Genomic DNA, 26,130 nt, shown 5'->3' with positions numbered 1-26,130 from the left:
TGAATCCTTGAAAAATACACGATCCCCTGTGGGAGCGGGCTTGCTCGCGAAAGCGGTGGATCAGTCGATGATGATGGTGACTGATACATCGCATTCGCGAGCAAGCCCGCTCCCACAGGATTTGCGGCCTTATTGCCAGCCAAACCGCCGGATGTAGAACCCCTTCACCGCCTGGGTCAACGCCATGTACGCCAGCAGGATCACCGGCAGGAACACGAAGTACAGCGACGGCAAGGCCTGCAGCTTGAAGTAGTGCGCCAGCGGGCCCATCGGCAGGAAAATCCCCACGGCCATGATCAACCCGGTCATCACCAGCAACGGCATGGCCGCGCGGCTTTGCAGGAACGGGATCTTCGGCGTGCGGATCATGTGCACGATCAGTGTCTGGGTCAGCAGCCCGACCACGAACCAGCCGGACTGGAACAGGGTCTGGTGGTCCGGGGTGTTGGCATCGAACACGTACCACATCAAGGCGAACGTGGTGATGTCGAAGATCGAACTGATCGGCCCGAAAAACAGCATGAAGCGCCCGACATCCGCCGGCTGCCAGCGCTGCGGTTGCTTGAGCATCTCGTCGTCGACGTTATCGAACGGAATGGCAATCTGCGAAATGTCATAGAGCAGGTTCTGCACCAGCAGGTGCATCGGCAGCATCGGCAGGAAGGGGATGAACGCACTGGCCACCAGCACCGAGAACACGTTGCCGAAGTTCGAACTGGCGGTCATCTTGATGTACTTGAGCATGTTGGCGAAGGTGCGGCGCCCTTCCAGCACGCCCTCCTCCAGCACCATCAGGCTCTTTTCCAGCAGGATGATGTCGGCCGCCTCCTTGGCGATGTCCACGGCGCTGTCCACGGAAATACCGATGTCGGCCGTGCGCAGGGCCGGGGCGTCGTTGATGCCGTCGCCCATGAAACCGACCACATGGCCGTTGCCCTTGAGCAGACGGACGATGCGCTCCTTGTGCGACGGCGTCAGTTTGGCGAAGACGTTGGTGGTCTCCACGGCTTTCGCCAGCTCGGCGTCGCTCATGCGTTCGATGTCATTGCCCATCAGCAGGCCCTGCTGCTCCAGGCCGACTTCGCGGCAGATCTTCGCCGTCACCAGCTCGTTGTCACCGGTCAGCACTTTCACCGCCACGCCGTGGGCCGCCAGCGCCTTGAGGGCCGGCGCGGTGCTTTCCTTTGGCGGATCGAGAAAGGCCACATAGCCGATCAGCGTCAGTGCCTGTTCATCGGCCAGGCTGTAGGTGTCGCGACCTTCGATCATTGGCCGCGCAGCAACCGCCACCACCCGCAGGCCCTCGGCGTTGAAGGTGGCCGTGACCTGACGGATGCGCGCCAGCAGTTCTTCGCTCAAGGCTTCATCGACGTCGCCGTGACGCACCCGCGAGCACACCGCCAGCACCTCTTCCACCGCCCCCTTGCAGATCAGCAGGTGCGGTTGATCGCGCTCGGCGACCACCACCGACATGCGCCGGCGAGTGAAGTCGAACGGGATCTCATCAACCTTGCGAAACGCCGTGCCGACTTTCAGTTCACGATGGATTTCGACGTGTTCGAGCACCGCCACATCCAGCAGGTTTTTCAGGCCGGTCTGGTAGTAGCTGTTGAGGTAGGCCATTTCCAGCACGTCATCGGAATCGTTGCCCCAGACGTCGACATTGCGCGCCAGGAAGATCTTGTCCTGGGTCAGGGTGCCGGTCTTGTCGGTGCACAGCACGTCCATGGCGCCGAAGTTCTGGATCGCGTCGAGGCGTTTGACGATGACTTTCTTGCGCGACAGGAACACCGCGCCCTTGGCCAGGGTCGAGGTGACGATCATCGGCAGCATTTCCGGGGTCAGGCCCACGGCAATCGACAGCGCGAACAGCAGCGCTTCGGTCCAGTCGCCCTTGGTGAAACCGTTGATGAACAGCACCAGCGGCGCCATCACGAACATGAAGCGGATCAACAGCCAGCTGACTTTGTTGACGCCGGTCTGGAACGAAGTCGGCGCGCGATCCGTCGAACCGACCCGCTGGGCCAGGGCACCGAAATAGGTGCTGTTGCCGGTGGTGAGGATCACCGCCATGGCCGTGCCGGACACCACGTTGGTGCCCATGAACAGGATGTTGTCCAGGTCCAGTGGGTTGAGCGTGTCGCGGTCCTGCTGCCGGGGAAATTTTTCCACCGGCAGCGATTCGCCGGTCATGGCCGCCTGACTGACGAACAGGTCCTTGGCACTGAGCACGCGGCAATCGGCGGGAATCATGTCCCCGGCAGACAACACGATCAGGTCGCCCGGGACCAGTTGTTTGATCGGCAATTCAATGCGCTGCGCGCGGTGCTCCTCAAGGCCGCGGCGCATCACAGTGGCCGTGTTGCTGACCATGGCCTTGAGGGCATCGGCGGCCTGGTTGGATTTGGTTTCCTGCCAGAAACGCAGCAAGGTCGAGAGCACCACCATGGAGAAAATCACGATGGCGGCTTTCATGTCTTCGGTCAGCCAGGAGATGACCGCCAGCAAGGTCAGCAGCAGGTTGAACGGATTCTTGTAGCAGTGCCACAGGTGCGTCCACCAGGGCAGCGGTTGTTCGTGCTCGACTTCGTTGAGGCCGAATTGCTCGCGCAGGGCATCGGCTTCAGGTTCGCTCAAGCCATCGGTGTGGGAGCCGAGTGTGTTGAGCAACTGGCCGGTGTCGCTGCCGGCAGCGGTTACCAGGGTTTGCGCCAGGGTGGGCGGGACTTCACGGCTGACCGTGGTGTCGGTGAAGGTTTCCAGCAACGCCAGGCGACGGAAGTGCCGGGCGATGTGGCGGTTACGCAGGAAGCCTGCGAAGAATTCCTTGAGGGTAAGTTTCATGGCTGGTGCCCCTTTGGTCAGCCGGGAAACCGTCGAGCAGGCAGGTCCACGCCTATGCCGCCGGAACAACCGGCAAGGCAAGGCCTGGCGCGCCGGTCACGAATGACAGGCGTGTCGATAGAGCGGCGGCCAGGACAAAAAGTCGAAACCACGCACTGTTCAGTGTCGATGAGAGGGACGTCGGGACACGGCCGGGACTGGCCATGATCAGGATGCCGCTGCTCGCTTGTCGGCGAGACAACGGCACAGGAGACTGCGCGTTATCTTGCCGAGAAAATGCCGGTTACCGAGACCGGCCGACAACTGTCACTCGAACAAGTACCCACTGTGGGTCTCCGTAATGGATGAAAACGCGCGAAGCTTACGCCCCGATGTTTGGAGAGTAAACCCGTTACAAAGTCTTGCAGGGGGAAACGCGGGGTTCTTCAGGAAGGGTTCAGGAATCAATATTTGCGGTGTTCTTTCCGGCCCCTTCGCGAGCAAGCCCGCTCCCACAATTGATCTGCGAACACAGGGCAAAATGTGGGAGCGGGCTTGCTCGCGAAGGCGGCCTGTCAGGCGCCGAAAAACTTAGCTCGCGGTCGCCAACAACAGATCCACCACCGATCGCCCATGCCCGCGATGCTTGCCATGCTCATACAACGAACCGGCAATCTCGTCGGCACGGATCGGCAGGATCGACAGCAAGGTGTCGCTCAGCCCGTGGCTGGCCTGGCAGAAGCCCTGCATATAGAGGCCGGCCTTGCAGCGCTCGTCGGTGATCAGTTTGTAATTGCGATCGACTTCGAAGTCACCCAGGTACTCTTCCAGCGGCGCCAGCAGCTTGCGATGCATCTGCCGCTCGTAACCGGTGGCGAGCACCACGGCATCGTAGTGACGCACCGAGACTTCACCGGTGGCGTTGTTGCGCAGCACCAGTTCGACGCCGCGTTCGTTGGCGGTGGCCTTTTCTATGGTGGTCAGGGTATGGAACGCATGACGGGCGATGCCCGAGACCTTCTGCCGGTAGAAGATGCCGTAGATACGCTCGATCAGATCGATGTCCACCACTGAATAGTTGGTGTTGTGGTACTCGTTGACCAGTCGCTCGCGCTCGCTGTCGGGCTGCTGGAACACCAGGTCGGTGAACTCCGGCGAGAACACTTCGTTGACGAAGGGGCTGTCGTCGGCCGGCTTGAGTGCCGAGCCGCGCAGGATCATGTCCACCTGCACCGACGGGAAGCTGTCGTTCAAATCGATGAAGGCCTCGGCGGCGCTCTGCCCGCCACCGATGATCGCAATGCTCATCGGCTGGTTGTTCACGCACGGCTGCTTGGCCATCTGCGCCAGGTACTGGGAATGGTGGAACACCCGGCCGTCATCCTTGAGCGCCTTGAACACTTCGGGAATACGCGGCGTGCCACCGGCGCTGACCACCACCGAACGGGTGGTGCGTACCTGTTGATGACCGCTCGCATCGCGGGAAATCACCCGCAATGCCTCGACCTGATGGTTGTGCAGCACCGGCTCGATGGTCAGCACTTCTTCGCCGTAGCGGCTTTGCGCCGTGAACTGCCCGGCAACCCAGCGCAGGTAGTCGTTGTACTCCATGCGGCACGGATAGAAGGTGCCCAGGTTGATGAAGTCCACCAGGCGCCCGTGAGCCTTGAGGTAATTGACGAACGAATAAGGGCTGGTCGGATTGCGCAGGGTCACCAGGTCCTTGAGGAAGGAAATCTGCAACTCGCTCTGGGTCACCAGGGTGTTGCCGTGCCAGCGGTAGTCGGCCTGCTTGTCGAGAAACAGCACATCCAGGTTGCCCTGGCTCGCCCCGCGCTCTTGCAGCGCGATGGCCAGTGCCAGGTTCGACGGGCCGAAACCGACGCCGATCAGGTCGTGAACGAGGGGCGATGCAATTGCCTGTGTCATTTCCAGTGTCCTCTGGATGTTCCCCGCAAAAGCGGGGCATTGAACCTAAGTGACCTGACAGGCCTTGGGCCGCACAACAGGTCGTCTGTTGAGTAGGAACGAGGACAATGGAACAAAATTTAACGGGGCTTGATGAATCCCGGGGGATCAGTGGCCTTCCCACTGGCGCATCCGCGCACGGCAATGCTTCATGGCATTGACGATGTGCTTTTCCACCAGCGCACGGGAAATGCCCAGTTGCCCGGCGATTTCCAGATGGGACAGGCCATCGATCTTGCGCAACAGAAAACTCTCGCGGCACAGCCGTGGCAGTTCCGCCAGGGCACGCTGGAGCATGTCCAGGCGTTCGCCGTGATCGAGGACCTTGTGCGGTGAAGGCGTGAAGCAGCTTTCTTCGCTGTCGAGTACGTCCAGCGGCTCGGTGCGCCGCAAGGCGTTGCGCCGATGGTCATCGACGACCAGGTTGAGGGCGGTGCGATAAAGGAATGCCCGGGGCTGCTCGATCGGTGTATCGCTGGAACGCTCCAGGACCCGCAGGTAAGCGTCATGCACCACATCTTCGGCCACCTGACGGTTGCCCAGCCTGGCGTTCAGGAAACACACCAGCTCGCGATAGTAGTTTTCCAACATGACTCCCGTCCGCACGGGGGTGCGGTTGCTGTCCTTGAGCCGTTTCGGCGACCGCTGGAACACGCAGTGGCACGATAGTGGCAATTTGAGAAGTGTAATTTATAGTAATTCTCATATAGATTTAAAGTGCTGCTTCAACTTGTTGGCCATTTCGTCACGAACCCTGTAGGAGCGAGCTTGCTCGCGATGGCATCAAGGACAACGCATTGATCCAGACAGCACGCGTTATCGTTGACGTCCATCGCGAGCAAGCTCACTCCTACAAGGGGTTGTGTCACCACCTAAATTCCCCGGCGCTTTCTACGTTTACAGGACAGCTCCCCGTCTCTGCCCGGACGGGCCGATTTCCCAAGGCCGGAACCCTGCATGAAACGCCCCCGACAGACCCGACGCGCCCTGCTTGCAGCACTTTGTCTGATCCCCGTGGTGGCCGTCGCCGCCTGGCAGTTCATCCCGCCGGGCCGCGACCAGTTCACCACCGTCCAGGTCAGCCGCACCGACATTGAAAGCAGCGTCACCGCCCTGGGTACCCTACAACCGCGGCGCTATGTCGACGTCGGCGCCCAGGCCTCCGGGCAAATCCACAAGATCCACGTGGAAGTCGGTGACCAGGTCAAGGAAGGCCAGTTGCTGGTGGAAATCGACCCATCCACACAACAAGCCAAACTCGATGCCGGACGCTTCTCCATCGAAAACCTCAAGGCGCAGCTGCAGGAGCAGCGGGCGCAACACGAACTGGCCCGGCAGAAATACCAGCGCCAGCAGAACCTCGCCGCTGGCGGCGCCACCCGCGAAGAAGACGTGCAGACCGCCCAGGCCGAACTGCGCGTGACCCAGGCGCGCATCGACATGTTCCAGGCGCAGATCCGCCAGGCCGAAGCCAGCCTGCGCAGCGATCAGGCCGAGTTGGGCTACACGCGGATTTATGCACCGATGGCCGGCACCGTGGTGGCGCTGGATGCCCGCGAGGGCCAGACCCTCAACGCCCAGCAGCAGACACCGCTGATCCTGCGCATCGCCAAGCTGTCGCCGATGACCGTGTGGGCCGAGGTCTCGGAGGCCGACATCGGCCACGTCAAACCCGGCATGCACGCCTGGTTCACCACCCTGAGCGGTGGCACCCGGCGCTGGACCAGCACCGTGCGGCAAATCCTCCCCGTGCCGCCCAAGCCCCTGGACCAGACCAGCCAGGGCGGCGGCAGCCCCGCCAGCACCAGCAAAAGCGGGAGTGCCCGCGTGGTGCTGTACACCGTGCTGCTGGACGTCGACAACGCCGACAACGCGCTGATGGCGGAAATGACCACCCAGGTGTTCTTCGTCGCCAACCAGGCGCAGAACGTCCTCACCGCACCCATCGCCGCCCTGCAAACCGGCGCACTGCCAGACCTGCAGACCGCACAAGTGGTCGCCAAAAACGGCAGCATCGAACAGCGCAACGTGCGCACCGGCATCAGTGACCGCCTGCGGGTGCAGATCCTCGACGGCCTGCAAGAAGGCGATCACCTGTTGATCGGCCCGGTCGACGGGAGTGGCGGCTGAATGCAGACGCCCCTGATCGAACTTTCGGACATCCGCAAAGCCTACGGCGGTGGCGACGCGCCTGAAGTTCACGTATTGCGCGGCATCGACCTGTCGATCCATGCCGGAGAGTTCGTGGCGATCGTCGGTGCCTCCGGTTCCGGCAAGTCGACGCTGATGAACATCCTCGGTTGCCTCGACCGTCCGACCTCGGGCGAATACCGTTTCGCCGGGGAAAACGTCGCCGCCCTCGACAGCGACGAACTGGCCTGGCTGCGGCGCGAAGCCTTCGGGTTTGTGTTCCAGGGTTATCACCTGATTCCATCCGGCTCGGCCCAGGAAAACGTCGAGATGCCGGCGATCTACGCAGGCACCCCGGCCGCCGAACGCCACGCCCGCGCCGCCGCCCTGCTCGAACGTCTCGGCCTGGCTTCGCGCACCGGCAACCGCCCCCATCAGCTCTCCGGCGGCCAGCAGCAACGGGTGTCGATCGCCCGTGCGCTGATGAACGGCGGTCACATCATCCTTGCCGACGAACCCACTGGCGCCCTCGACAGCCACAGCGGCGCCGAGGTCATGAGCCTGCTCGACGAGCTGGCGAGCCAGGGCCACGTAGTGATCCTCATCACCCACGACCGCGAAGTGGCGGCCCGGGCCAAACGCATCATCGAGATCCGCGACGGCCTGATCATCAGTGACAGCGCCAGCGAAAACCCTACCGCGCAAAACTCGACCAACCCCGGCGCGCTACAAGCCGTCGACCTGCGCAAGCGCTTGAGTGAAGGCGCCGAAGCCACCGGCGCCTGGAAAGGCGAATTGGTCGATGCCGTGCACGCGGCGTGGCGGGTGATGTGGATCAACAAGTTCCGCACCGCGCTGACCCTGCTCGGGATCATCATCGGCGTTGCCTCGGTGGTGGTGATGCTGGCCGTGGGTGAAGGCAGCAAGCGCCAGGTGATGGCGCAGATGGGCGCGTTCGGTTCCAACATCATTTACCTCAGCGGCTCGGCGCCCAATCCGCGCACGCCGATGGGCATCATCACCCTCGACGAAGTCGCGGCGATCGCCAGCTTGCCCCAGGTCATGCGGATCATGCCGGTCAACGGCCAGGAGGCCGGGGTGCGCTTCGGCAACCTTGATCACATGAGCTATGTCGGTGGCAACGACACCAACTTCCCGGCGATCTTCAACTGGCCGGTGGTCGAAGGCAGCTACTTCACCCACGCCGATGAACAGAATGCCGCGGCGGTCGCGGTGATCGGGCACAAGGTGCGGACCAAGTTGCTCAAGAACGTGGCCAACCCGATCGGCCAGTACATCCTGATCGAAAACGTACCCTTCCAGGTGGTCGGCGTGCTCGCCGAAAAAGGCGCCAGCTCCGGCGACTCCGACAGCGACGACCGCATTGCCATCCCCTACTCCGCCGCCAGTGTGCGCCTGTTCGGCACGCACAATCCCGAGTACATCGCCATCGCCGCCGCCGACGCGCGCAAGGTCAAGGAAACCGAAAAAGCCATCGAGCAATTGATGCTGCGCCTGCACGACGGCAAGCACGACTTCGAACTGACCAACAACGCCGCGATGATCCAGGCCGAGGCACGCACACAAAACACCCTGTCGCTGATGCTCGGTTCGATTGCCGCCATTTCGTTGCTGGTGGGCGGGATCGGGGTGATGAACATCATGCTCATGACCGTGCGCGAGCGGACTCGCGAGATCGGTATCCGCATGGCCACCGGCGCGCGCCAGCGCGACATCCTGCGCCAGTTCCTCACCGAAGCGGTGATGCTCTCGGTGGTGGGCGGCCTCACCGGGATCGCCCTGGCGCTGATCGTCGGTGGCGTGCTGATTTTCAGCGAAGTGGCTGTCGCGTTCTCCCTGATAGCGGTGCTGGGCGCCTTCGGCTGCGCCTTGGTCACCGGTGTTGTTTTCGGCTTTATGCCGGCCCGCAAAGCTGCCCGACTCGACCCGGTCACGGCCCTTACCAGTGAATGATCGATTGATGAAGCCGCCACTCAGTGTGCTAACCCTGTGCCTGTTGCTCAGTGCCTGCGGCACCCCGGCCCAGCGCCTCGACAGCGGCATCCAGCCGCCGGCCGCCTGGCAATCGCCGCACACCGCAGGCGCGGTCCATGACAACCAGCAATGGTGGAACCGCTTCGGCAGTCCGCAACTGGGTCGCCTGATCGAGCAGGCGCGGCTCGGCAGTTACGATTTGGCCGCCGCCATCGCCAGAGTGCGCCAGGCCCAGGCCGACACGGTCATCGCCGGCGGCTCGCAACTGCCGGAGGTCAAGGCCGGGGCCAATGCCAATCGCCAGAAGCTGATGCGGGGCAACGGCTACAGTCAGCTCGATGCCGACAGCGATAACGACGCCGTCGACTACTTCAATGCGAACCTGGTGGCCAGCTACGAAATCGATTTCTGGGGCGGCCAGCGGGCCAGCCGCGACAGTGCGCAATTCAGTCTGGACGCCAGCGAGTTCGATCAGGCCACCGTGGAATTGACCTTGCTCAGCGGCGTGGCCAACAGTTACGCACAAGCCTTGTCGTTGCAGGAACAGAGCCACATCGCCGAGTTGAACCTGGCCAATGCGCAAAGCGTACTGAAACTGGTGCAGACCCGCTTCGATTCGGGCTCGGCCACGGCCCTTGAACTGGCGCAGCAAAAAAGCCTGGTGGCGGCGCAGCAACGCCAGCTGCCGCTGGTGCGGCAACAGGCCGAGGAGGCGCGAATCAGCCTCGCCGCCCTGCTCGGCCGCCCGGTGCAGGCACTGTCGCTGGGTCAGGAACGCTTCGATCAACTGACCTGGCCGGCCATCGACGCCGGGGTGCCCAGCCAGTTGCTCAGCCGCCGTCCGGACATTGCCCGGGCCGAGGCGCAACTGGCCGCCGCCCAGGCCGACGTCACCGTCGCCCGGGCCGCAATGCTGCCCACCGTGACCCTCACCGCCGAAATCGGCTCCGGTGCCGACCGGGCCGACGATATCCTGCGCAGCCCCTTCTACAACCTCAGCGCCGGGCTGCTTGCGCCGGTGTTCAACAACGGCCGCCTCGGTGCCCAGCGCGACAAGGCCACGGCACGCCAGCAGGAACTGCTGGAAACCTATCGCGGCGCGATCATCAACGGCTTCGCCGACGTCGAAAAAGCCCTCAACAGCATTCGCGGGCTGGATGAACAGCGCGGCTGGCAGAGTGAAGAACTGAGCCAGGCGCAGACCGCGTTCAACATCGCGCAAAGCCGTTACCAGGCCGGGGCCGAGGATTTGCTGACGGTCCTGGAAACCCAACGCACGCTGTATGCGGCGCAGGATTTGAACGTGCAACTGCGCTTGTCGCGGATGCAGGCGAGTATTGCGTTGTACAAGGCGTTGGGTGGGGGGTGGCAGGTTCTGTAATTTGTGTGATCCGTGAGGACGCCTTCGCTGGCAAGCCAGCTCCCACAGGTTATGCGTCGTGCCCGGATCATGCGGCAAACACAAAACCTTGTAGGAGCTGGCTTGCCAGCGATCAAACTGTACAAGGCGCTGGGTGGGGGGTGGCAGGTTCTGTAATTTGTGTGATCCGTGAGGACGCCTTCGCTGGCAAGCCAGCTCCCACAGGTTATGCGTCGTGCCCGGATCATGCGGCAAACACAAAACCTTGTAGGAGCTGGCTTGCCAGCGATCAAACTGTACAAGGCGCTGGGTGGGGGGCTCAGGTTCTGTAAATTTTGTCGTCAGGGAGTACGCCTTCGCTGGCAAGCCAGCTCCCACAGGTTATGCGTCGTGCCCGGATCATGCGGCACACACAAAACCTTGTAGGAGCTGGCTTGCCAGCGATCAAACTGTACAAGGCGCTGGGTGGGGGGTGGCAGGTTCTGTAATTTGTGTGATCCGTGAGGACGCCTTCGCTGGCAAGCCAGCTCCCACAGGTTATGCGTCGTGCCCGGATCATGCGGCAAACACAAAACCTTGTAGGAGCTGGCTTGCCAGCGATCAAACTGTACAAGGCGCTGGGTGGGGGGTGGCAGGTTCTGTAATTTGTGTGATCCGTGAGGACGCCTTCGCTGGCAAGCCAGCTCCCACAGGTTATGCGTCGTGCCCGGATCATGCGGCAAACACAAAACCTTGTAGGAGCTGGCTTGCCAGCGATCAAACTGTACAAGGCGCTGGGTGGGGGGTGGCAGGTTCTGTAATTTGTGTGATCCGTGAGGACGCCTTCGCTGGCAAGCCAGCTCCCACAGGTTATGCGTCGTGCCCGGATCATGCGGCACACACAAAACCTTGTAGGAGCTGGCTTGCCAGCGATCAAACTGTACAAGGCGCTGGGTGGGGGGCTCAGGTTCTGTAAATTTTGTCGTCAGGGAGTACGCCTTCGCTGGCAAGCCAGCTCCCACAGGTTATGCGTCGTGCCCGGATCATGCGGCACACACAAAACCTTGTAGGAGCTGGCTTGCCAGCGATCAAACTGTACAAGGCGCTGGGTGGGGGCTCAGGTTCTGTAAATTTTGTCGTCAGGGAGGACGCCTTCGCTGGCAAGCCAGCTCCCACAGGTTATGCGTCGTGCCCGGATCATGCGGCACACACAAAACCTTGTGGGAGCTGGCTTGCCAGCGATTGAACGATAACGCGGTATCAAGCCTGGTTCTGTTTAGCCTTCAGATTGCGCGCATACCACGGCCGCTGCGGCACCTTGCGGAACAAATCCTTCAACTTCTTCTCGTCCTCGCCAAAGGTAATGCGCAACGCCAGCTTCATGGTTTCCGGGTCCATTTCCACTGACTTGCCCGCCTGCAACCCCGGTGTGGTGCTGCAGCCATGGGTGACCGGGCCGAGCCACGGGTCATCGATTTCGACCCAACGCCCCGGCGCAAACCAGGGCACGCCATTGACCTGCAGCCGACTGACCTGCCCCGGATGGAAGCGCTCATGGGCGCGGAACCAGTCCTCCAGACGATCGTCGATCCAGCCGTGGAAATACCAGAACACCGGATTCACATGGGAGGAAAACGGGTCGCCAAGGAAGTCGTTTTCCGCGGCGAACCAGCGTGCGGAAAAGTCCGCCGGATCCCGGGCAAACGGCACCGGCTGACCGTTGGACGGATCACGCGGCACCGAAGCCCAGCGCATGTGCAGCCAGTCGTGCAGGCCCAGCTCAACCTCCGAGCCGAACTGGCCGAGGGTCAGCGTCGACAGGTAACGCGGATCACGGTAGCGCGATTCCCAGACCTGGAAGTTGCTGTGATACGTCTCGCCGGTCTTGATGTCACTGACCCATTGCGTGTACTCGTCATCGTCCTCGGCCAGCCAGGTCGGCGGCAGCGCGGTGCCGTCGTGGTTGTCGAAGTAGCGGGCGAAGCCGGGCCGGTCCCGCGCCAGCTCCGGTTGCGGCAACGGGAAGTGCGTCCAGGACGGCAAGTCCTGCATCGAACGCGCCGTGCCAAGCATGTGCCGGTGCATGAAGAAAAAGTCCACGCCCGAACCGTTGCGATCCTTGCGTACACCTCGGCCATCGCGCTCCCTGTCACGCGGACCGGGTTGCCAGCCGAGCCCGCGCAGGGCGCCGCGCTGGTCTTCGGACAGCTTGTGCCATTTGTCCCGGGAGGCATGCCAGAGCTGGTGGAACAAACGGTGCTCCGGCGATACCAGCCAGGCCAGCAGGGCCGGATTGAGGCCGGTGCGTTCGCGCGCTTCAGGGAACGCCTGTTTGACGGCAATGAAGCGATTGTCCTGGGCCGTCAGCATCAGCGGGCGCTTGAGGTCCAGCACGCGCCCGCTGAGACTGCCGCTGCCGGCGTTACCGAAACCGGCCCAGACCTCATCCAGGGTCATGTCGAATTCGTAATCGCAACAGCCGCTGGCGCCCAGCAGTCGCCAACCGAGCTGCTTCGGGTTGGCCCCGGACAGATCGCCGAGCACCCGGTAACGGGGCTCCTCGGCGGAGCGCAAACGTTCGGCGGTGTCGAGGTAACCGAGCACGCCACGACCTTTGTGAGCGATGTCGAGAAAGACCTCCAGCCCTTCCAACGGCAAGCCTTCGATACCGGCGTCACGACCTTCGAACCGAATCTGCCAGACCCCGCGCAAGGCGTCCGCCAACCGCTGGCCGGCCACGTCCGCCACGTCGAACGAGGCTTCGTCCGGGGTGATCGTCGGGTCCGGCCGGGTCAGTTCGCGATGCCCGTAGTAGACCGCAGGCACGGCGGCACCGGTCAGCGCCAGACCCGCGAGGAACCATCGTCGAGAAATCGTCATTGCCCTACCTGTGTCAGCCATGGAGCAGGCTTTATCCAAGCTAGAACGAGTGTTACGCCGACAAATTTAAAGGCATCGCTGGCAAGCCAGCTCCCACAGGAACTGCGATACCCCTGTGGGAGCTGGCTTGCCAGCGATGAGGCCGGCACAAACACTAAATTCCTGTCCCGGCCACTCGTTCCCCCCAGATAGCAAAGGCCCCCGCGCCTGATCCCCGACGGCGAACCTGACTGAGACGGCAATGACAAAACCACGTTCGAAAAAGGCTCTTTTCATCGGCTTGCCGCTGGCCCTCGCCATCAGCGCGGGGGCAGGCTTCGGGGCTTGGGACTACTGGTTCAGGGACAATCCCGGCTACCCGGTGAAGGTCATGAAACAGGCCGATCAACTGCAGGAGCGTATCCTCTCGTTCGACAGCCACATCACCGTACCCATGGACTTCGGCACCGCCGGCAACGAAGTCGACAAGGACGGCGAAGGCCAGTTCGACCTGGTCAAGACCGGACGCGGGCGCCTGTCCGGGGCGGCGCTGACGATTTTCGGCTGGCCGGAAATCTGGAACGGCCCCAACGCGCCCCATCGCCCGACCGCCGGTTTCGTCGACGAGGCCCGACACGAGCAGGAAACCCGCTACAAGATCATCAGCGCGATGGTGCGTGACTTCCCCCATCAAGTCGCCATCGCCTACACCCCCGACGACTTCCGTCGCCTGCACGGCGAAGGCAAGTTCGCGATCTTCATCAGCATGCTCAACGCCTACCCGCTGGGCAATGACCTCAACGCCCTGGACAAGTGGGCGGCGCGCGGCATGCGCATGTTCGGCTTCAGCTACGTGGGCAACAACGCCTGGGCCGACTCGTCGCGGCCGCTGCCGTTCTTCAATGATTCGCGGGACGCCCTCGGCGGGCTGTCGGACATCGGCAAGCAAGCGGTGCACCGCCTCAACGACCTGGGCGTGATCATCGATGTGTCGCAGATGTCGACCAAGGCCCTGGAGCAGGTCGCGCACCTGAGCCGCACGCCGATGGTCGCCTCGCACTCGGCGCCGCGGGCCCTGGTGGACATCCCGCGCAACCTCAGCGATGCGGAAATGCAGTTGATCAAGAACAGCGGCGGCGTGGTGCAGATTGTCGGTTTCCCGACCTACCTCCGCCCGCTGAGCCAGGCCACCCAGGACAAGCTCAACGCCCTGCGCGCGCGCTTCGACCTGCAACCGCTGCAAGGCCTGGAGATGGCCCTGATGCCGGGTGACCCGGTGATCACCGTCTGGCCCGAGCAGCGTTTCGGCGAATACGCCAGTCAGCTCTATTCGATCCTCGACGAAGAACCCAAGGCCAGTCTCAAGGATTACGGCGATGCGATCGATTACGCCGTGAAAAAAATCGGCATCGACCACGTCGGCATCAGTTCCGACTTCAACGATGGCGGCGGCCTCGACGGCTGGAAAGACGTCAGCGAAGCCCGCAACGTGACCGCCGAACTGATCAGCCGCGGCTACAGCGAGGCCGACATCGCCAAGCTCTGGGGCGGCAATTTCCTGCGGGTCTGGGACCAGGTGCAAAAGTCCTCCCGGCCCGTGGTCCAGAACTGATTTTTCCTTTTTGCCATAGCGAACCGAACCCATGACCAACCGTCGTTCATTCCTCAAGCAGGCCGGCATTCTGGCGGCCGGCATTCCCCTGGCCTCGACCGTGAACCTGCCGGCACTGGCCGCCGCCCCGGCGCCCTTGCCCAAGGACAAATGGGACCAGTTGCGCCAATTGTTCACGCAGGACCCGAACTACCTGCACTTCGCCAACTTCCTGGTGACCTCGCACCCGCGTCCGGTGCGTGAAGCCATCGAGATGCACCGCGCCAACCTCGATCGTAACCCGGGCCTTGCCATGGACTGGCATCGCGGTGAAACCGAACGCCGCGAAGAAGAGGTGCGCGTCTGGGCCGGGCGCTATTTGAAAGCCAAACCGTCGCAGATCGCCCTGACCGGCAGCACCACCGAAGGCCTGGCGATGATCTACGCCGGCATCCACGTGCGCCCGGACCAGGAAATCCTCACCAGCGATCACGAGCACTACGCCGCCAACAGCGTGTTCGAATACCGCACCCAGAAGGACGGCACCCAGGTTCGCAAGATCAAATTGTTCGAGGACCCGTACAAGGTCTCGACCGCCGAAGTGCTGGCCGCGATTGAACGCAACATCCGCCCCGAGACCCGCGTACTGGGCATGACCTGGGTGCACTCCGGCAGCGGCGTGAAGCTGCCCATCGGCGAGATCGGCAAACTGGTGGAAGAGAAAAACCGTGGCCGCAAGGACAAGGACCGCATCCTCTACGTGATCGATGGCGTCCACGGCTTCGGCGTGGAGAACGTCGACTTCCCGGACATGCACTGCGATTTCTTCATCGCCGGCACCCACAAATGGATGTTCGGCCCACGGGGCACCGGGATCATCTGCGCCCGTTCCGACGAGCTCAAGGACGTGACGCCGACCATCCCGACCTTCTCCGAAGCCACGCAATTTTCCACGGTGATGACCTACGGCGGCTATCACTCGTTCGAACACCGCTGGGCATTGACCGAAGCCTTCAAGTTGCACCTGGACCTGGGCAAGGCCGAGGTCGCGACACGCATCCATGACATCAACAGCTACCTGAAAAAACGCTTGCAGCAGCACCCGTCGGTGGAGCTGGTGACGCCACTGTCACCGGAATATTCCGCCGGTTTCACCTTCTTCCGCATCAAGAACCGCGACTGCGAAGAAGTCGCCAATTACCTGATGGATCAGCGCGTGGTGTGCGATGCCGTGGACCGTGATGTCGGGCCGATCATTCGAGTGTCGCCGGGGTTGCTCAATACCGAAGCGCACATCGACAGGTTGATGGAACTGATGGCCAGCCGGCTCTGACCCACCGATTTCAAGGAGTGAGACCCCGTATGAAAAGCCCCCTCAAAAACCTCGGCGCCCTGATGCTGCTGGGATTGCTCGGCAGTACCGTGCCGGGCTTGGCCCAGGCCTATACGGCGCCATTACCGGGCAAAGTGTTCAAGGATTGTCGTGACTGCCCGGAAATGGTCGTGTTGCCCGCCGGCACCTTCACCATGGGCACCCCGGACGACGAAGTCGGCCGCGAGCCAGATGAAGGCCCGATGCATGAGGTGACGTTCGACAAACCCTTCGCCATGAGCCGCTACCAGATCACCGCCGGCGAATGGAACCAATACATGAAGGAAACCGGCATCACCCTGCCCGATGGCGACACCCGCCCCGGCCGCGCGTGCAGCAACGGCAAGCCGAGCTACCCCCAGGGCCCGCGCCAGCCGGCGGTGTGCATGAACTTCGCCGAGGTCAGTGCCTACGTCGCCTGGCTGTCGATGAAAACCGGCCAGCACTACCACATCGTCAGCGAAGCCCAGCGCGAGTACGCGGCCCGTGGCGGATCGACGGGCGCGTTCCCCTTCCCGTTCGACCCCGGCACCGAATACAGCATCGCCACCCACGCCAACACCTACGGCCCAACTGACGGCTACAGCTACAGTTCGCCGGTCGGCAGCTACCCAGCGAATGCCTTTGGCCTATATGACATGCACGGCAACGTCTACGAGTGGATCGCCGACTGCTATCACCCGGACTACGTTGGCGCGCCCACCGACGGCAGCGCCTGGACCGAGCCCGACTGCGACACCCTGCGCATCCGTGGCAACGACTGGGGCGAAGCACCGGTGTTTTCCCGCTCGGGCAACCGCAACGACATCGACCCGCAGACCCGTGGCGACTGGATCGGATTCCGTGTAGTCCGCAGTCTCTAACCTCTCCCCATACCTTGTGGGAGCGGGCTTGCTCGCGAAGGCGTCGTGTCAGCCAACATCAATTTTTCTGACCCGCCGCCTTCGCGAGCAAGCCCGCTCCCACAGGTTTTGTGTCGCCCACCATATAAATTAAGCCCTCCATCAGACGTTCTACTGGGTATCTGCCTCAAGACCCAAGGAACCCTCTGCTCATGACCCAGCCAACGCGCGGTGCCATTCATGAATTGTTCAGCCTCCTGAAACCGTTCCGGCTCGTCGTCAGTCTGTCGATCCTCCTGGGCATGGTCGGCGGCCTGAGCGTCACGGTGCTGCTGGCCACCATCAACAACGCGCTGCATTCGCCGGACGGCCTGACCCAGGGCGTGGTCGCGCTGTTCGGCGGCCTGTGCCTGCTGGCCCTGGGCAGTTCGATCTGCTCGGACATCGGCACCAACTACGTCGGCCAGCACATCATTGCCAAACTGCGCAAAGAGCTGGGGGAAAAAGTACTCTCGGCGCCCATCGAGCAGATCGAACGCTACCGCAGCCACCGGCTGATCCCGGTGCTGACCCACGACGTCGACACCATCAGCGACTTCGCCTTCGCCTTCGCGCCGCTCGCCATTTCCCTGACCGTGACCCTCGGCTGCATGGGTTACCTGGCGATGTTGTCGTGGCCGATGTTCCTGATGATGGTGCTGGCGATTGCCATCGGCACCGGCATCCAGTTCTACGCGCAGGGCAAGGGTATCCAGGGTTTCATGGCCGCCCGCGACGCCGAAGACGATTTGCAGAAGCACTACAACGCCATTGCCAGCGGCGCCAAGGAATTGCGCATCCACCGTCCGCGCCGCCAGCGCATGTTCGTCAAGGGCATCCAGGGCACCGCCGATTTCATCTGCGACACACAGGTACGTTCGATCAACACCTTCGTGATCGCCAAGACCCTCGGCTCGATGCTGTTCTTCGTGGTCATCGGCCTGGCGCTGGCCCTGCAATCCTTCTGGCCCAGCGCCGACAAAGCGGTGACGAGCGGTTTCGTGCTGGTGCTGCTGTACATGAAAGGCCCGATCGAACACCTGGTCAGCACCTTGCCGATCGTGAGCCGGGCGCGCATCGCCTTTCGCCGCATCGCCGAACTGTCGAGCCGGTTTTCCTCGCCGGAACCGCACCTGCTGCTCAACGACCAAGGCACCCCGCCGGCCGTGGTCAACAGCCTGCAACTGAACAACGTCAGCTACGCCTTCCCCGCCGCTCCGGGCAGCGACGCGTTTCGCCTGGGCCCGGTGAACCTGACCATCGCGCAAGGCGACATCATTTTCATCGTCGGCGAAAACGGCTGCGGCAAGACCACGCTGATCAAGTTGCTGCTGGGCCTCTACGCCCCGCAACACGGCGAAATCCTGCTCAACGGCCAAGGCATCGACGCACACAATCGAGACGACTACCGCCAGTTGTTCACCACGATCTTTGCCGACTACTACCTGTTCGATGACGTGGTGCAGGGTGACCAGCACATCCCCGAAGATGCCAATGCCTACCTGCAACGCCTGGAAATTGCGCACAAGGTCAGTGTCAGGGACGGCAGTTTCACCACCACCGACCTGTCCACCGGCCAGCGCAAGCGCCTGGCGCTGGTCAATGCCTGGCTGGAAGAACGCCCGGTGCTGGTATTCGACGAATGGGCCGCCGACCAGGACCCGACCTTCCGCCGCATCTTCTACACCGAGCTGCTGCCGGACCTCAAGCGCCTGGGCAAAACCATCATCGTCATCTCCCACGACGACCGCTATTTCGACATGGCCGATCAACTGGTGCGCATGGAGTCGGGCCGGGTCATCACCGAGCGCGCGACCGCCTGACAGCGGTGGTTGCACGCAGGTTGTTGTTTTTTTGAAGTTTGTTTTCCGGTTTAGGCAAAGTGGCCCGTCTAATAATAATTATCATTAACTAAAAAACTGCACACACCCTTCTGGAGCGATTCGAGCAATGCAAAGCCTTACTCTGTCCCGCGCACCCTTGGCATTAGCCATCGATCGGCAAAAGAAATTCCGAACGGTCGTGCCGGGCGCGCTGTTGACCCTGTTGCTGCTGGGTACCTCCCAGGTCGAGGCGGCCCCGGTGAACGTCAATGTGCCGGCTCAGTCGCTGGCCAGTGCGTTGCGCGAACTGGGCCAGCAGACCAACCTGCAGATTCTCTACAGCCAGGACATGGTCAACGGCATCAAGTCCACGGCGGTGTCCGGTAACATGGAACCGGAACAGGCACTGAAAACCTTGCTGCTGGGGAGCGGCATCAATTTTCAGTTGAATGGCAACACCGTGTCGCTGGTGCCAGCGGTCGGTGACTCCAGTGCATTGCAACTGGGTGCGACCTCCATCACCGGCGTGGCGTTGGGCCCGACCACCGAAGGCACGCATTCCTACACCAGCGATGAAGTGACCATCGGCAAAGGCAACATCAAGGTCAAGGACATCCCGCAGTCGGTGTCCGTCGTCACGCGCCAGCGCATGGACGACCAGAACATGAACAGCCTGCAGGACGCCATGCGCCAGGTCACCGGCGTGACCATCAAGACCTACAACTCCGGCTCCAGCCTCAACGACGTCTACATGCGCGGCTTCCTCGTCGACCAGGTGCAGGTCGACGGCGTCTCGCAACCCACCGGCCAGGGCGACATGGCCACCAGTTTCGACCTGGCGATGTACGACCGCATCGAAGTGCTGCGCGGCCCGTCGGGCCTGTACCAGGGTGCAGGCGAACCCGGCGGTACGATCAACGTGGTGCGCAAGCGCGCCCTGGGCAAATTCGCCCTCGGTGGCGAACTGGCCGCTGGCTCCTACGATCACTACCGTTCCATGGTCGATGTCACTGGCCCGCTGAACGACCAGGGCACCGTGCGCGGCCGCTTCATCACCGCCTACGAGAACAACCAGTCCTTCGTCGACTACGCGCAGAACGAACGCCCGATGGTCTACGGTCGCCTGGAATTCGACCTCGACCCGGCCACCACCCTGTCGGTCGGTGGCGCTTACCAGAAGAACAACTCCACCCCGGCCTTCGGCTTGCCGGCCTATGCCGATGGCACGTTGCTGGACGTTCCGCGCTCGACCTTCGTCGATGCCAAGTGGAACACTCTGAACGAGAAAGTCTGGGAATCCTTTGCCGAAGTTGATCACGAACTGGACAACGGCGGTCAGTTCAAGACCACCCTGACCTATCGCGATGCCGAAACCCCGGAGCGTAACTTCACCTGGGCGGACGGCGCGGTCGACCCGGCCACCGGTGACAGCTGGGCCGTGGCCTACGACTACTACACCCACATCAAGACCATCGGCGTCGACAGCTTCGTCACCACGCCCTTCGAGTTCGCCGATCGCCGCCACGAGTTCACCCTGGGCGCCGAGTACCAGCACCTGGACAAGGACTTCACCTACGGCGGCGGCGAGTACTTCCCGATCAACGTGTGGGATCCGGGCAGCATCGACATTCCCCGCAACGACTATGCGCACGTCAATGGCAACTGGTCCAAGTCCGACCAGTACGGTGTCTATACCCGTGCGAAGTTCAACGTCACCGACTGGCTCGACGTCATCGGCGGCAGCCGTGTGACCTGGTACGAAGCCGACGCGAAGAACGCCAACGCTTTCTTCAACAACTTCGGCGAAGCCCACACCAGCATCAATCGCAAGGTCGTGCCGTACGGCGCCCTCATCGGCAAGATTACCCCGGAACTGTCGACCTACTTCAGCTACACCGGCGTGTTCAAACCGCAGAGCGAAATCGGCACGGACGGCCAGCCGGTCGGCCCGCGCGAAGGCAAGCAGTACGAGATCGGCCTCAAGCGCGAGTTCTACGAGGGTCGCCTGAACGCCAGCATCGCGGCGTTCCGCATCTACGATGAAAACCGCGCCGAATACGACAACAACTCCGGTGCCTACATGACCGAAGGCAAGGCACGCAGCGAAGGCTGGGAAACCGAGTTGAGCGGCAACCTGACCGAGAACTGGAGCATCGTCACCGGTTACGCCTACACCTCCACCAAGTTCCTGGACGGCGACGCAGCCAACAAAGGCAAGACCTTCAGCACCATCACGCCCAAGCACAACTTCAACCTGTGGACCAAGTACGAGTTCACCGACGGTCCGCTCAAGGACTTCAGCGTCGGCGGTGGCGTGCGGGCGGTCAGCGATACTTACTACCAGCGTGACGTGAAGTTCCAGCAAGGCGGCTATGCCATCACCACGGCGCAGGTCGGCTACAAGTTCAACGAAAACCTGTCGTCGACACTGACTGCCAACAACCTGTTCGACCGCAAGTACTACGATCGCGTCGATGCGTCCTGGGGCACCAACTTCTACGGCGACCCGCGCACCGTGACCCTGAGCCTGCGCGCGCAGTACTGATGGCTGAGTGCTTCATCCGCAACCACAGACCGGGCCACTTGTAGGAGCGAGCTTGCTCGCGATGGACTCAAGAACGCTGCGTTTAACCAGTAAACACGCGTTATCGTTGACGACCATCGCGAGCAAGCTCGCTCCTACAGCGGCCCGGTTCCGTTTTCTGCTTGCAATGTACGGTCGTGCGCGGCAGTCCGGAGTTGCTCGGTATCGACGCGGACAAACGTGGAGTCCCCGACAGCGGTCAGGACATCCCCGGCGAAAATCTCACAGATGACGCGACTTTTGCGCCCGACATCACCCTCGACTCTTGCCCGCAATGTCAGACGTACGCCCATCGGGGTAGGCTTGATGTACTTGATGCCCAGGTTACCGGTGACGCAGGTGACGTGGGGCAAACTGCCCACTTCGCGCTGTTCGGCGCGGTAGTGATAAGCCATCGCGGCCCAGTTGGAGTGGCAATCGACCAGCATCGCGATCAAACCGCCGTAAACCAGACCCGGCCAGCCGCAATACTTGTCATCGGGCATATGCTCGGCCATGACATGCACCCCGTCTTCATGCCAGAAGCTCTTGATGTGCAGCCCGTGCGGGTTCTGGCTGCCGCAGCCATAGCAAACGCCTTCAGGCGCGGCGATGTCTTGAAGCGAAATGTCCTGCGTGGTCATAGCGTATTCATCCTTAGTAGCAGGTGGTTCAAAACGGACCGGGTCGCCCCGGATCGCAACGGCTGATCAATAAGGAGGAGACGCTTTTCTCTTTCCCGCCGGGAGTGAACGGCGGGTAGCATCGGGCCGATGTCGATATTACATAGCCGATACACGATGCGGAAGATAGCTCGGCAACCCCGTCCGTGGCTTGAGAACTATTCCTTCAGGCGTGAGATTTGCTGAACCACAAACGCCCCTACGGTGACCGCGCAGGCTACCCACGCACACGCCACCTGCCAATGTCTGAATGGGCCGAGTACATCCCCCATCAGGAAACCGGTCGAAAGCAGAAACATAAACAATGAAATGGCCGCCAGGATGACGCGTGGAATCGCCATGCCCCACCGCCACCAGGCACCGGGTGCAAAGCGCCGCGCGCCCCAACGCGTCAACGCCGTCAGCCCCGCCAGCAAGGGGGCAAAAATAATTAGCAGCAGCGGAAAGATGTAGAGCGTCAACGTGAGTTCGACTTCCCCGCCATCCTCGCCGGGCGTGTAGAAGCTTTCCATCCAGATGCCCCTGCACAGGGCGGCGGTGAGATAAATGACGGCGACTGGGGCGATGGGGAATATCAGGCAACTGATGAGGTTTTTTCTAAGAGTTCGCATCGGCTATTTCACTCCACCAACGACTTCATATGCGTCGCAAAATCATCCTGTATCGGCTGGAACCCGCAGCGAAGGTAAAAGGCAGCGCCTTCGGGTGTGTCCGTGGACAGTCGCACAACGCGGAAATGCCCGGACGCCAATTCCAGCAGTTGCTGGACCAACGCTTTGCCCACGTTCTGGCCCCTTGATGCAGGGGCGACGTAGAGCCGCCGTAATCGCCCTACATCCGGTTCGGCAAATGGGTCTGACGAAAGACCGCCTATGGCAACCAGCCGCCCGTTGCGAAACGCCCCGAAAAGACACTCACCCGGCTGATCGAATCGATTGGCACCGCTTTCCCATTCCTCGATCAACCGGGAGAGGAACCTGAAGCCCTCTGCAACGGCCTCCGTTTCCAGCTCCCGGATTTGCGGCGTAATCCCTGAGACTTCAAGTATCGCCAATGGCTCTGTTGACGTGACCACTTGCAGGTTACTGCCAGACTTATCTGCGTGGTTTGCTTCGCGCCCGGCTTTCAAGACTCACTCTCGGTAGCGTTTACGGGTGTGCACAGCTCAACCAGCGTTCCGTCAGGGCATCGAACGTAAGACACGGTTTGCCCCCAGGGCTTGGTAGTCGGGGCAGCGATTTCGCTAGCGCCTGCTCGGATCGCTTTGGCATGGGCCGCGGGGACATCCTCGGTTACCAGCCCGACTTCGATGCCTAACGGTTTGAGGGATGAGTGCGCCGGGACATGACCGGTGCTGAAGTTCGATGCGGCCAGTTCATCGGCGGCGAATGCCAGCGCGGTTTCGCCGGTTTCCAGTTCGCCATAAGTGCCTGACTCATGGAGGAATCGAACGCTGAGCCCGAAGGCCGATGAGAAGAACTTGAGAGAGGCCTCTACATCCTTGACGTAGATGATCAGGTAGCCAAATTTCATGAACGAACACTCCTTGTCGTGCCAATCGGGCGATGAATTTAGCAGTTTTGAGTGAAGTGTCGAGGGACTGCTTTTTTGCGGTTCTTCACGCAGTACCTGTAGGAGCCAGCTTGCTGGCGATGTTCTCAAGTGCGCCGCGTTTATCCAGCTCTCACGCGTCATCGTTAACGACCATCGCTGGCAAGCCAGCTCCTACAGGTATTGCGTTATCCGTGTTTCCCGGGATTACGTGATGATCCTTTTTTTGGGGGCAACCGGCGATGAAATACCCTGAAGATCAGGGATATTCCTGCCGAGCATGCAACACGCTCAATATTTCGATTTGATCCGTCACTCAACCAGCATCGTACGTGTTGTACTTTGACTCGATGAGGGCTCGCTTACCCGACCATTGCGTGGCGTCAGATCGTAAGGGCTGTACTTCCGACTGCCAACCGCAAACTTTCGTAGGACGCTTCCTGCTGACTCCGAGGAATTCAACGTTCTTTGATAAGGCATAACAGCAGGTTAAGAACCACTCAATAGCGCCTGTTTAAGCGGCCTACAGGTTACTTCATGAAAGCCACAACGCCTTGCGTCGTTGCCTACAGGTACGCCAGAATCCGCCGGCTTGTGCGCCTTGGGGGTGGCCGGTAACTTGGTTCGGGTCACTGATTGTCAGTGATCGGGTTTAGTAGCCCGTGGTTACCCAGGGTGTATAGCCCATCAAATAGTCAGGTACCCATCCCTGCACTTTATGGTGGCTGTGTGCAGGGCGCCCTCGGGCGCGCCGGCTCCCTGGGTCCCCGGTCTACTAACCTGCGCACAGCTGCCACCCTTCTTATTAGTAGAGAGGTGGTGGTAGCTCAAAAACAGGACCCAAATCTATGTTCAAGGTAACTCCCAATCCGCCCGACTCCGACCCGGCCTCCCCACACGAAAGTCCCGAATCAAAACAATCCCATGAAGCCTCCGAGCGCGCCTTCGATCCAGGCCCCAGCATCATGGCCACCCCGCGCACACCCAGCACGATGTTCATCGTCAACCCCGACCTCAGTACCGAAACCCTGCTGGTGCACGCCTGCGAATCCCTGGCTTCGGCCAATGTCATGGCCAACGATCTGGTGGATCATTTGCAGGGGACAAGTCGCCATGCGCTGTTGGGGATTGCGCAGGTGATCATGCTGGGGGAACTGGCGGTGAATCGGGCGCTGGATCGGCTTGATCCGCCCTGACCACATTTCCCAGATCACCGATAGACCTGTGGGAGCGGGCTTGCTCGCGAAGGCGGTGTGTCAGGCAACTTATGTGTCGGCTGAAATATCGCTTTCGCGAGCAAGCCCGCTCCCACAGGGGTACGACGTCGCTGATCACTAATATGTCAGGCCAAACTCTCTCCAATCTGCGCCGCCAACTGCACCAGCATCCCCGGCACTTCCTGGACCATTTCGCCCATGCGCGCAAAGTCGTGGGTCATGCCGGCCTTTACGTCCAGCGCCAAGGGTTGCCCCGCGGTCCGCAGTTTTTCGGCCCAGGCCAGACCTTCATCGAGTAATGGATCGTACTCGGACAGCCACAGCAACGTCGGCGTCAGGCGTTGCAGGCCCTCGGCGTACAGCGGTGAAAAACGCCAGTCGGCACGATCCGCTTCGCTGCGTTGGTATTGCTGGTAGAACCACTCCAGCGTGGTGGCTTCCAGCAGAAAGCCTTCGGCGAATCGCTCCAGGGACGGGCGTTTTTTTACCGCGTCGATCACCGGGTACAGCAACACTTGCAGACGCGGTACCAGCGGCCATCCTCGCGGGTCCTGGGCGATGGCGATACACAGCGACGCCACCAGGCTGCCGCCGACGCTGTCCCCCGCCAACGCTATGCGCCTCGCGTCCAGTCCCAAGGCTTGAGCACCGGTAACAGCCAGCCAGCGCGTCACGTCTTCGACATCGTTGTAAGCGGTGGGGAAACGGTGTTCCGGCGCCAGTCGATAGTCCGCCGACAACACGGCAAATTCCCCTGCCAGCGCCAGACGCCGGCACAGGGTGTCGTGGGAATCGAGGCTGCCCACCACGTAGCCGCCGCCATGGAAGTACAACAACACCGGACGTGGCTCGTTGTCCGGTTGCGGTTTGACGTACAGCCGCGCATTGAGCACATGCCCGTCCCGCGCAGGCAGGCTGAGCGCCGTCACCGTCAACGCGCCTGTCGGGGTGGCATCGAGCAACTGCGACGTCTGTTCGAATTGCTGCCGCGCTTCGCCAGGCGTCAGCTCATGCATGGGTTGGCTTTTGCCGCTGAGGCGGCCGAACTCGGCCAGTTCCAGAAAACCTTCGATGTCCGGGTGCAATGCCATGGGCGGTAGTCTCCAAAAGATAAACAGGCTTGCCCTGGTAAACGAACCGGGAGGGTCGTTCATTAGGGGGAGCTCAAGAACTGCTCAAACCGAGTGACAATCTGTGGACAGAACCACTTCCCTGTGGTGAGGGTGCTTGCCTGTGGCGAGGGGGCTTGCCCCCGTTGGGCTGCGAAGCGGCCCCAAAACCAGCCACTGCGGTTATTCAGGCATACCGCATTGTTCGGGTTTACGACTGCTTCGC

18 protein-coding genes are annotated in these 26,130 nt (G+C 61.7%); 9 read left to right on the top strand and 9 right to left on the bottom strand.

Annotated features, from left to right (window positions below; all coding sequences use genetic code 11):
- Nucleotides 1–129 precede the first annotated feature (129 nt).
- The 3 genes from mgtA to AB7M25_RS09475 all read right to left on the bottom strand — a co-directional run bounded on the left by mgtA (nucleotide 130) and on the right by AB7M25_RS09475 (nucleotide 5,382).
- Entirely contained in the window at nucleotides 130–2,844 is a 2,715-nt protein-coding gene (gene mgtA, locus AB7M25_RS09485; RefSeq protein WP_454237207.1) for a magnesium-translocating P-type ATPase, read from the bottom strand.
- Between the two features lie 570 nt (nucleotides 2,845–3,414).
- Nucleotides 3,415–4,752, bottom strand: a complete 1,338-nt coding sequence (locus tag AB7M25_RS09480; protein WP_258681976.1) for a lysine N(6)-hydroxylase/L-ornithine N(5)-oxygenase family protein — start codon at nucleotides 4,750–4,752, stop codon at nucleotides 3,415–3,417.
- Between the two features lie 147 nt (nucleotides 4,753–4,899).
- Complete coding sequence (locus tag AB7M25_RS09475; RefSeq protein WP_104447986.1) at nucleotides 4,900–5,382, bottom strand: sigma-70 family RNA polymerase sigma factor; 483 nt, start codon at nucleotides 5,380–5,382, stop codon at nucleotides 4,900–4,902.
- A gap of 366 nt (nucleotides 5,383–5,748) precedes the next feature.
- On the opposite strand from AB7M25_RS09475, the gene AB7M25_RS09470 reads away from it, so the two are divergent.
- From AB7M25_RS09470 to AB7M25_RS09460, 3 genes are read left to right on the top strand one after another with little or no spacing between them, the layout of a single operon-like run.
- Complete coding sequence (locus AB7M25_RS09470; RefSeq protein WP_429519075.1) at nucleotides 5,749–6,921, top strand: efflux RND transporter periplasmic adaptor subunit; 1,173 nt, start codon at nucleotides 5,749–5,751, stop codon at nucleotides 6,919–6,921.
- Nucleotides 6,922–8,895 (top strand): MacB family efflux pump subunit, encoded by a 1,974-nt coding sequence (locus tag AB7M25_RS09465; protein WP_454237206.1) that lies wholly within the window; start codon nucleotides 6,922–6,924, stop codon nucleotides 8,893–8,895.
- A 7-nt stretch (nucleotides 8,896–8,902) separates the two neighbouring features.
- Entirely contained in the window at nucleotides 8,903–10,297 is a 1,395-nt protein-coding gene (locus tag AB7M25_RS09460) for an efflux transporter outer membrane subunit (protein ID WP_454237205.1), read from the top strand.
- Nucleotides 10,298–11,515: 1,218 nt separating this feature from the next.
- Here AB7M25_RS09460 and pvdP read toward each other — a convergent pair.
- Complete coding sequence (pvdP, locus tag AB7M25_RS09455; RefSeq protein ID WP_454237204.1) at nucleotides 11,516–13,135, bottom strand: pyoverdine maturation tyrosinase PvdP; 1,620 nt, start codon at nucleotides 13,133–13,135, stop codon at nucleotides 11,516–11,518.
- Nucleotides 13,136–13,376: 241 nt separating this feature from the next.
- On the opposite strand from pvdP, the gene pvdM reads away from it, so the two are divergent.
- The 5 genes from pvdM to AB7M25_RS09430 all read left to right on the top strand — a co-directional run bounded on the left by pvdM (nucleotide 13,377) and on the right by AB7M25_RS09430 (nucleotide 21,326).
- Nucleotides 13,377–14,726, top strand: coding sequence for a pyoverdine-tailoring dipeptidase-like protein PvdM (gene pvdM / locus AB7M25_RS09450; protein WP_429561368.1), 1,350 nt, complete (start codon nucleotides 13,377–13,379; stop codon nucleotides 14,724–14,726).
- A 31-nt stretch (nucleotides 14,727–14,757) separates the two neighbouring features.
- The gene (pvdN, locus tag AB7M25_RS09445; RefSeq protein WP_429561367.1) at nucleotides 14,758–16,038 is read left to right on the top strand and encodes a pyoverdine-tailoring periplasmic protein PvdN; all 1,281 of its coding nucleotides are present in this window, start codon (nucleotides 14,758–14,760) and stop codon (nucleotides 16,036–16,038) included.
- A 29-nt stretch (nucleotides 16,039–16,067) separates the two neighbouring features.
- Entirely contained in the window at nucleotides 16,068–16,940 is an 873-nt protein-coding gene (gene pvdO, locus AB7M25_RS09440) for a dihydropyoverdine dehydrogenase (protein WP_429561366.1), read from the top strand.
- A 191-nt stretch (nucleotides 16,941–17,131) separates the two neighbouring features.
- Nucleotides 17,132–18,781, top strand: a complete 1,650-nt coding sequence (locus AB7M25_RS09435) for a cyclic peptide export ABC transporter (protein ID WP_454237203.1) — start codon at nucleotides 17,132–17,134, stop codon at nucleotides 18,779–18,781.
- Between the two features lie 127 nt (nucleotides 18,782–18,908).
- A complete protein-coding gene (locus tag AB7M25_RS09430) occupies nucleotides 18,909–21,326 on the top strand; it encodes a TonB-dependent siderophore receptor (RefSeq protein ID WP_454237202.1) in 2,418 nt (805 codons plus the stop codon).
- A gap of 134 nt (nucleotides 21,327–21,460) precedes the next feature.
- Here AB7M25_RS09430 and AB7M25_RS09425 read toward each other — a convergent pair whose 3' ends face one another.
- The 4 genes from AB7M25_RS09425 to AB7M25_RS09410 form a co-directional block, all read right to left on the bottom strand.
- Nucleotides 21,461–21,988 carry a PaaI family thioesterase gene (locus tag AB7M25_RS09425; RefSeq protein WP_429383576.1) on the bottom strand — a complete coding sequence of 176 codons (528 nt, stop codon included), beginning with the start codon at nucleotides 21,986–21,988 and terminating at the stop codon, nucleotides 21,461–21,463.
- Nucleotides 21,989–22,185: 197 nt separating this feature from the next.
- Nucleotides 22,186–22,539, bottom strand: coding sequence for a hypothetical protein (locus tag AB7M25_RS09420; protein WP_429383580.1), 354 nt, complete (start codon nucleotides 22,537–22,539; stop codon nucleotides 22,186–22,188).
- 107 nt (nucleotides 22,540–22,646) lie between these two features.
- Nucleotides 22,647–23,102 carry a GNAT family N-acetyltransferase gene (locus AB7M25_RS09415; protein ID WP_429383712.1) on the bottom strand — a complete coding sequence of 152 codons (456 nt, stop codon included), beginning with the start codon at nucleotides 23,100–23,102 and terminating at the stop codon, nucleotides 22,647–22,649.
- A gap of 50 nt (nucleotides 23,103–23,152) precedes the next feature.
- Nucleotides 23,153–23,560, bottom strand: coding sequence for a VOC family protein (locus AB7M25_RS09410; RefSeq protein WP_429383582.1), 408 nt, complete (start codon nucleotides 23,558–23,560; stop codon nucleotides 23,153–23,155).
- Between the two features lie 866 nt (nucleotides 23,561–24,426).
- Between AB7M25_RS09410 and AB7M25_RS09405 the strand changes: the two genes are divergently transcribed.
- A complete protein-coding gene (locus AB7M25_RS09405) occupies nucleotides 24,427–24,774 on the top strand; it encodes a DUF6124 family protein (RefSeq protein ID WP_429383586.1) in 348 nt (115 codons plus the stop codon).
- A gap of 146 nt (nucleotides 24,775–24,920) precedes the next feature.
- On the opposite strand, the gene AB7M25_RS09400 is transcribed toward AB7M25_RS09405, so the two are convergent.
- A complete protein-coding gene (locus tag AB7M25_RS09400) occupies nucleotides 24,921–25,886 on the bottom strand; it encodes an alpha/beta hydrolase (RefSeq protein WP_454237201.1) in 966 nt (321 codons plus the stop codon).
- Nucleotides 25,887–26,130: the final 244 nt, after the last annotated feature.

This window comes from Pseudomonas sp. AP3_22 TE3818, from assembly GCF_053628995.1.
This window is presented reverse-complemented; position numbering and strand designations above follow the sequence as displayed.

What these genes read in the sequence shown, in the direction of transcription:
- AB7M25_RS09430 (WP_454237202.1), top strand. Translation starts at nt 18,909, where the DNA reads ATGCAAAGCCTTACTCTGTCCCGCGCACCCTTGGCATTAGCCATCGAT.
- AB7M25_RS09475 (WP_104447986.1), bottom strand. Translation starts at nt 5,382, where the DNA reads ATGTTGGAAAACTACTATCGCGAGCTGGTGTGTTTCCTGAACGCCAGG.
- AB7M25_RS09405 (WP_429383586.1), top strand. Translation starts at nt 24,427, where the DNA reads ATGTTCAAGGTAACTCCCAATCCGCCCGACTCCGACCCGGCCTCCCCA.
- AB7M25_RS09410 (WP_429383582.1), bottom strand. Translation starts at nt 23,560, where the DNA reads ATGAAATTTGGCTACCTGATCATCTACGTCAAGGATGTAGAGGCCTCT.
- AB7M25_RS09435 (WP_454237203.1), top strand. Translation starts at nt 17,132, where the DNA reads ATGACCCAGCCAACGCGCGGTGCCATTCATGAATTGTTCAGCCTCCTG.
- AB7M25_RS09460 (WP_454237205.1), top strand. Translation starts at nt 8,903, where the DNA reads ATGAAGCCGCCACTCAGTGTGCTAACCCTGTGCCTGTTGCTCAGTGCC.
- AB7M25_RS09465 (WP_454237206.1), top strand. Translation starts at nt 6,922, where the DNA reads ATGCAGACGCCCCTGATCGAACTTTCGGACATCCGCAAAGCCTACGGC.
- AB7M25_RS09420 (WP_429383580.1), bottom strand. Translation starts at nt 22,539, where the DNA reads ATGGAAAGCTTCTACACGCCCGGCGAGGATGGCGGGGAAGTCGAACTC.
- mgtA (WP_454237207.1), bottom strand. Translation starts at nt 2,844, where the DNA reads ATGAAACTTACCCTCAAGGAATTCTTCGCAGGCTTCCTGCGTAACCGC.
- pvdP (WP_454237204.1), bottom strand. Translation starts at nt 13,135, where the DNA reads ATGACGATTTCTCGACGATGGTTCCTCGCGGGTCTGGCGCTGACCGGT.
- pvdN (WP_429561367.1), top strand. Translation starts at nt 14,758, where the DNA reads ATGACCAACCGTCGTTCATTCCTCAAGCAGGCCGGCATTCTGGCGGCC.
- AB7M25_RS09425 (WP_429383576.1), bottom strand. Translation starts at nt 21,988, where the DNA reads ATGACCACGCAGGACATTTCGCTTCAAGACATCGCCGCGCCTGAAGGC.
- pvdO (WP_429561366.1), top strand. Translation starts at nt 16,068, where the DNA reads ATGAAAAGCCCCCTCAAAAACCTCGGCGCCCTGATGCTGCTGGGATTG.
- pvdM (WP_429561368.1), top strand. Translation starts at nt 13,377, where the DNA reads ATGACAAAACCACGTTCGAAAAAGGCTCTTTTCATCGGCTTGCCGCTG.
- AB7M25_RS09400 (WP_454237201.1), bottom strand. Translation starts at nt 25,886, where the DNA reads ATGGCATTGCACCCGGACATCGAAGGTTTTCTGGAACTGGCCGAGTTC.
- AB7M25_RS09480 (WP_258681976.1), bottom strand. Translation starts at nt 4,752, where the DNA reads ATGACACAGGCAATTGCATCGCCCCTCGTTCACGACCTGATCGGCGTC.
- AB7M25_RS09470 (WP_429519075.1), top strand. Translation starts at nt 5,749, where the DNA reads ATGAAACGCCCCCGACAGACCCGACGCGCCCTGCTTGCAGCACTTTGT.